This is a genomic window from Gracilibacillus sp. YIM 98692 (assembly GCF_010993965.1).
GTDB lineage: Bacteria > Bacillota > Bacilli > Bacillales > Amphibacillaceae > Gracilibacillus.
Window position 1 is genome coordinate 1 of sequence record NZ_WIXM01000059.1, and the last position, 6,258, is coordinate 6,258.

The 6,258-nt window shown below is 37.0% G+C and carries 6 protein-coding genes; 5 read left to right on the forward strand and 1 reads right to left on the reverse strand.

All coding sequences use genetic code 11. The features are described 5' to 3' along the window. Positions 1 to 533 precede the first annotated feature (533 nt). The 4 genes from ectA (at position 534) to GHD00_RS20615 (ending at position 3,387) form a co-directional block, all read left to right on the forward strand. Positions 534 to 1,043 carry a diaminobutyrate acetyltransferase gene (ectA, locus tag GHD00_RS20600; protein WP_481810404.1) on the forward strand — a complete coding sequence of 170 codons (510 nt, stop codon included), beginning with the start codon at positions 534 to 536 and terminating at the stop codon, positions 1,041 to 1,043. Between the two features lie 67 nt (positions 1,044 to 1,110). Then, entirely contained in the window at positions 1,111 to 2,379 is a 1,269-nt protein-coding gene (gene ectB, locus GHD00_RS20605) for a diaminobutyrate--2-oxoglutarate transaminase (protein ID WP_163540067.1), read from the forward strand. A gap of 52 nt (positions 2,380 to 2,431) precedes the next feature. Further along, a complete protein-coding gene (locus GHD00_RS20610; protein ID WP_163540068.1) occupies positions 2,432 to 2,818 on the forward strand; it encodes an ectoine synthase in 387 nt (128 codons plus the stop codon). A 143-nt stretch (positions 2,819 to 2,961) separates the two neighbouring features. Continuing rightward, positions 2,962 to 3,387 (forward strand): YueI family protein, encoded by a 426-nt coding sequence (locus tag GHD00_RS20615; RefSeq protein ID WP_163540069.1) that lies wholly within the window; start codon positions 2,962 to 2,964, stop codon positions 3,385 to 3,387. Between the two features lie 43 nt (positions 3,388 to 3,430). Here the strand turns inward: GHD00_RS20615 and GHD00_RS20620 are convergent, their stop codons facing one another. Next, entirely contained in the window at positions 3,431 to 4,618 is a 1,188-nt protein-coding gene (locus GHD00_RS20620) for an aminotransferase-like domain-containing protein (protein ID WP_163540070.1), read from the reverse strand. A gap of 324 nt (positions 4,619 to 4,942) precedes the next feature. On the opposite strand from GHD00_RS20620, the gene GHD00_RS20625 reads away from it, so the two are divergent. Then, complete coding sequence (locus GHD00_RS20625) at positions 4,943 to 6,061, forward strand: NAD(P)/FAD-dependent oxidoreductase (RefSeq protein ID WP_163540071.1); 1,119 nt, start codon at positions 4,943 to 4,945, stop codon at positions 6,059 to 6,061. Positions 6,062 to 6,258 lie beyond the last annotated feature (197 nt).

Consider the following 6,258-nt stretch of genomic DNA (forward strand, 5'->3'; position numbering starts at 1 on the left):
TTAAAAACATTGTATCCAAGAATTGACATGGCCCATTCTTTTTTTACACAATTAAACGGACTTAATCCAACGGCTGAAGATCCCGCAGGAAGTGTATTTTGCTTCCGAGGAAGCTGAAGCGTTGCCCGCGGAAAGCGAAGTATATTTCCGAAGCGTCATTTAAACTCTCACCCTACAGTATTGCGCAGTTTTGTTCTACTATGTAATAAAATAATGAAGAATTCGATAAGAGTTTTTTTTAAATGATAAAAAAGGACATAGTGTATAAAAAATTTTATAAAGGGTATACATAAAAAGGGTATATAAAAAATTGAATTAAAATAACCAAATTTTGCTCATTTGTAAGAATGAATGACAATATGGAAGGATTTATAAAGTTATTCTAATTGAATGAAGCACAGCTTAATAAAAGAAGATTTACAATCAGTAATCAGCCTATAAGCGATTTGAAGAAACGATAAAAGACCGCTATCATATAACATGTACTATTTGTGCAAACTAATGATTGCCAAATAAGAAAGGAGAAAACCGTGATTAATACAAAAACAAAAACTCCCACTGAGGATGTTGTATTCTCCACAGCGACAAAAGAAGACGGAGCAGGAATGTGGGAATTAGTATCAAATTCAACACTAGACACAAATTCCTCATACAAGTATTTATTGATGAGTGAGTATTTCAGTGAAACTTGTGTCGTCGCAAAACAAAATAACCAAGTGGTTGGTTTTATTACCGCATTTATCCCCCCAAATAAACAGGATACTGTTTTTATCTGGCAAGTTGGTGTAGATTCTTCTCAAAGGGGAAAAGGAATTGCTTCAAGATTAATGCATTATTTATTAGAAACTGATGCATGTAAAGACGTTCAATATGTCGAAGCAACGATTACACCATCAAATGTTGCATCTCAATCATTATTCCAGAAATTAGCTCGTGATCTTAATACAGAAATAAATTCTTACGAGTTTTTTACCGAGGATGTATTCCCTGGTGAGGAACATGAGGAAGAGTTAAAATTTGTAGTAGGACCCATTAAAAAATAATAATGACTTAATTTTTTGAAATTTCAGTATAACTTTTTTATTTATAAATAACTAGGAGGATAATTTAATGAGTAAAAACTTGGATACTATTAACCATCATGAGTCGGTAGTGCGTAGTTATATTCGCAATTTTCCTACTGTCTTTACAAAAGCAAAAAAACATAAGATGTGGGATGAAGATGGTAAGGAATATATCGACTTTTTCTCCGGCGCCGGTGCATTAAATTATGGCCATAATGATGATCATATGAAACAAAAACTTATTGACTATATTACCGATGATGGCATCACGCACTCTTTAGATATGGCTTCTACTGCTAAAGCAGATTTCTTGGAGAAATTGGATGACGTTATTTTGAAGCCGCGTGATCTTGATTATAAAGTGATGTTCCCTGGCCCTACTGGTACAAATACAGTAGAAAGTGCACTTAAACTTGCACGTAAAGTAACAGGAAGAACAGATATCATCAGTTTTACTGGTGGTTTTCACGGGATGACAATTGGTTCCTTGTCTGTAACAGGTAACTCAATGAAACGTCAAGGTGCAGGTATTCCACTACAAAACACAGTAACAATGGCTTATGATAACTATGTTGACCATGACACTGTCGCTTATTTAGAAAGATTCTTAGAAGATAGCGGTAGTGGTGTAGCAATTCCTGCTGCTATGATCGTTGAAACGGTTCAAGGTGAAGGTGGTATTAACGCAGCACGATTTGAATGGTTGAAGAAGATCGAAGAAATCTGTAAACGTTGGGGCATCTTGCTTATTATCGATGACGTCCAAGCTGGTATTGGCCGTACTGGTTCCTTCTTCAGTTTTGAGGCTGCAGGAATTAAACCAGATATTGTTTGTCTTTCCAAATCTTTAAGTGGATATGGTCTTCCATTAGCGATTACACTAATTAAGCCTGAACTAGATATTTGGAAGCCAGGCGAGCATAATGGTACTTTCCGTGGTAATAACCATGCGTTTGTAACAGCAACTGCTGCCTTAGATTACTGGAAAGATGAATCCTTTGAAAAAGAAATCCATGAGAAATCTGAAATCGTCCATAACTTCCTGCAAAAAATTGTGACAGATTATCCAGAAATTAAAGGGGAAGTACGCGGACGCGGACTAATGATCGGTATTGCTTCAGAAGTTGAAGGATTCGCTGAAAAAGTGACAGAAAAATGCTTTGAACTGGGTCTTATTATGGAAACAGCTGGTCCAAACGATGAAGTATTCAAGTTATTCCCAGCATTAAATATTCCAAAAGAAGACCTTCAAAAAGGATTAGAAATTATTGAAGAAAGTGTAAAAGGTCTTGTGAAGGATCCAGTAACGAACTAATAAACACAGGACTTAAATTATATATAGATAAATAACAGGAGGCAATTCATTCATGAAAGTAGTTAAGTTAGAAGATGTACTAGGAACTGAACACGAAGTTGATGGAGGTAACTGGATAAGCCGTCGTTTAATTATGAAAAAACACGGTATGGGTTACTCTGTTAATGACACAATCATCAAAGCAGGAACGGAAACGCATATTTGGTATAAAAACCATTTAGAAGCTGTTTATTGCATTGAAGGCGAAGGTGAAGTGGTGACACTAAGCGACAATAAAGTATGGCCAATTACAAAAGATACTCTTTATGCTTTAGATGAGCATGATGAGCATTTATTACGTGCTAAAGAAGATATGCGTATGATTTGTGTATTCAACCCTCCTTTATCAGGTAAAGAGGTACATGATGAAAATGGTGTTTATCCTGTAGACGAAGACTAATATAATAAATGAACGCAATAACCCCAATACGTTGACAAAACAATGATTCTTATCCTAGAAAGCCCTCAGATTTTGAGGGCTTTTTTCTATGGTTTTGGTTTATACTATATATTGTAGGAGTATTTGTTAAAAGGAGATTTGCAATGGCTAAAAAACAGTTAGACGACTATATACAGGAAGGCATTTATGGAGCGAAAGAAACCAATCCAGATGAAAGACGGCGGTATTTAGGCTCTTTAAGGGAAAGAGTCGTCTTAGCACTTAAAAAAACAGAAATACGTGGTAAAAAAGGATTATACGAGTTGGAAGAGGCAATGCGTCAGTATCCTGATGCTACAATGTTGATGAATGGAAATATGAGTGTACGTTTTTTCAAGCCATATCGGGATGCAGCCAAGAAACATCACATATCATATACTTCTGTGACCAATCGTGACGCTAAAACAACATATGGCATTATTTTAGCTATGGACAATGCTATTGATAAAAAAAATATACACATTAAACATGAAACACAAAGAAAAAGAAAAGACAAAAAAAGCTGGTGGCAAAAGTTATTTGGACTTTAATATAAAAAAAACGGGAAGGCAGGTCACCTCCCGTTTTTGTTGATCAGGCGTATACATTTGTGGATTCTAATACTTGAACTAGCCTTTTCATGCCTTCCTCAATTTGATCTGGTTTAGAATTAGTGAAGTTAAGTCGCATCGTATTTTGCTGCGCATCTGAAACATAAAATGGAGCACCTGGGACAAATGCTACCCCTTCCTTTACTGCTTCATTCAATAACTCGGTAGTATTGAAATGTTCTGGTAACGTGACCCAAAAGAACATACCACCTTTAGGTACAATATATTCCAGACCTTCAATGTCCGCCTTGCTTAGTAAATCCTTCATTACCAGCATCCTTTTATAGTAGGTATCTCGAATCGTTTGGATATGTGCATCTATATCAAAATCATGTAATAAATGAACTAAAGCATGCTGACTTATTGTATTTGTATGAAGGTCTGTTGCTTGTTTCGCTTGTGCCATAATTCGAATAATTTGATGAGGACCAACAATCCAACCAATTCTCATCGCTGGAACAACTGTCTTGGAAAATGTGCTTGTATACAGCACGAGATTTTGTTTATCTAAAGATGCAATCGAAGGCGGTGCATCCTCTGTATCAAATTGAAGTTCTCCATATGGATCATCTTCAAAAATAACGACATGATATTTATAGGCAAGTTCCAATAATTTTTTTCGACGCTCAAGTGACCATACTTTCCCTGTTGGATTAGAATAAGTTGGTACAACATAGATACATTTTGGCTTTAAACGCGCAATTTTTTCTTCTAAATCTTCCAGAACCATCCCTTCATCATCTGAGTCTACCGCTACTACATTTGTTTCATAGGACTCAAAAACTTGCAAAGCCGCCAAATAAGTGGGGTTTTCTGTAAGAATAACATCCCCTTTGTTAAACATTACTCGTGAAAATAAATCGATGGCTTGTTGACTGCCAGAAGTGATTAAAATATCTTCTGGACTACTCTGCAATCCTTTTTCGGCCATACGCTCTGTTAATGCTTCCCTTAATGCAGGAACCCCTTCAGTTTCTCCGTACTGTAATGATTTTTTGCTAGAGGTTACTGCCTTATGAAAGGCTTGGTCCACCGCATCGACTGGAAACAAATCCTCCTCAGGCAGCCCACCTGCAAAAGAAATAATATTGCCTTGATTAATGACTTTTAAAATATCCCTAACTGCTGAAGACTTTAAATATTTTACCTTATCAGAAAAACCGTATTTCATGGTTATCCCTTTCCTTTCTATATGAAAAAACTTGAACGAGACATCATCAAGCTTCTAATTTCATTGTATGAATCTTTGGTAGTGCAGCATAGAAGCTACACTTTAATCGGCTCATCGTTTTATTATCTTATCCAAGAACAAGACGTCTCCGTTTTCTTTGTATTAAAAATTTTCAAAAACTTTACGGTACATTATAGCATATGTTATCGACATTCGGTACTTTTTCTTTATAATTCTTTTATTGAAAAGTGTACCAGCGCTTGATTCTTAGAAGCAGTTGCTTCAAACTGTGCTTAGAAGTTTTTTAGAAATAGGTGATGATGTGTGAATAAAACGATTATAATTGGAGCGGGAATTGTTGGTACCTCTACTGCTTATCACTTAGCCAAACAAGGTGTAGAGGTCACATTAGTGGATGCTGACTTCGATGGTCGTGCCACTACTGCTGCAGCCGGGATTGTCTGTCCATGGGTTTCCCAAAGACGCAATCAATCTTGGTATTACCTTGCAAGAAACAGTGCTCGCTTTTATCCTGAATTAGTCGATCAATTAGCAGCTGAAGGAATTGAAAACACAGGATATAAAAGGGTTGGCACCTTAGTTATTCGAAAAGATGCTAAACGTTTCGATAAAATTCACGGTGTATTACAAAAGCGAAAAGACCATGCGCCCGAAATGGGAAGTGTAACACAGCTTTCTCCAGAAGAAACCAAGGCTCGTATTCCTATTATAGATGATGGATATTCGTCTATAGAAATTAGTGGTGGAGCACGTGTTCATGGTGAAAAGATTCGCCAAGCATTATTGAAAGCTTGTCACAAATACGGTGTAAAGCAAATAGAAGGACAAGCTGAACTCATAAAAGAAAATGGCCAAGCAAAAGCGATGGTTAATGACCAAGTTTTACAAGGGAATAAAATCATACTCGCCGTTGGTGCTTGGTTTAGCGACTTAATTAAGCCGCTTGGAATGAAAGGATTAATAAGACCTCAAAAAGCACAAATTACCGAGGTGCAAATGAAAAATAAGCAAACAGACGATTGGCCGGTAATCATGCCAGGCGGAAGAAGCTATATGGTACCAGCTGAAAACGGCTCGGTCGTTGCAGGGACTACGCATGAAGACAACGTTGGGTATGATACAAGTGTGACACCTGGCGGGTTACATCAAATTTTCACAGATATGCTGGAGCTTGCTCCTGATTTGGCCAACAGCTCCTTATCTAAGGTGAATGTTGGATTTCGACCTGTTGCTCCACACTATTTACCAGTGTATGGTTCTTTGCCTGAGTATGAGAATATATTAGTCGCTAATGGATTAGGCTCTTCAGGACTTACAACAGGGCCTTACCTTGGAAAAGAATTAGCTAATCTTGCAGTCGGAAAGCAAGCCGAATTAGACCTAGAGAATTACCCTGTATCTTCCATTGTAGAAAAGCTTTAACCTCAACATTTATTTTATTTGGAATTTGTTGTATTTTACACATTTGAACCAAACTGCGACACAGTGAAGATGTAATTGAAGCACCTATATCTTCCTGTTTTTGGTTACTGCTATCATACGCTCCGACAACATACTTCGCTTTCCGCGGTAGAGTAGAAAACAGGAATTAAATAGTGCCTTCTTGTCTTCGGGTTTCA

What these genes read in the sequence shown, in the direction of transcription:
- ectB (WP_163540067.1), top strand. Translation starts at nt 1,111, where the DNA reads ATGAGTAAAAACTTGGATACTATTAACCATCATGAGTCGGTAGTGCGT.
- GHD00_RS20610 (WP_163540068.1), top strand. Translation starts at nt 2,432, where the DNA reads ATGAAAGTAGTTAAGTTAGAAGATGTACTAGGAACTGAACACGAAGTT.
- GHD00_RS20615 (WP_163540069.1), top strand. Translation starts at nt 2,962, where the DNA reads ATGGCTAAAAAACAGTTAGACGACTATATACAGGAAGGCATTTATGGA.
- GHD00_RS20620 (WP_163540070.1), bottom strand. Translation starts at nt 4,618, where the DNA reads ATGAAATACGGTTTTTCTGATAAGGTAAAATATTTAAAGTCTTCAGCA.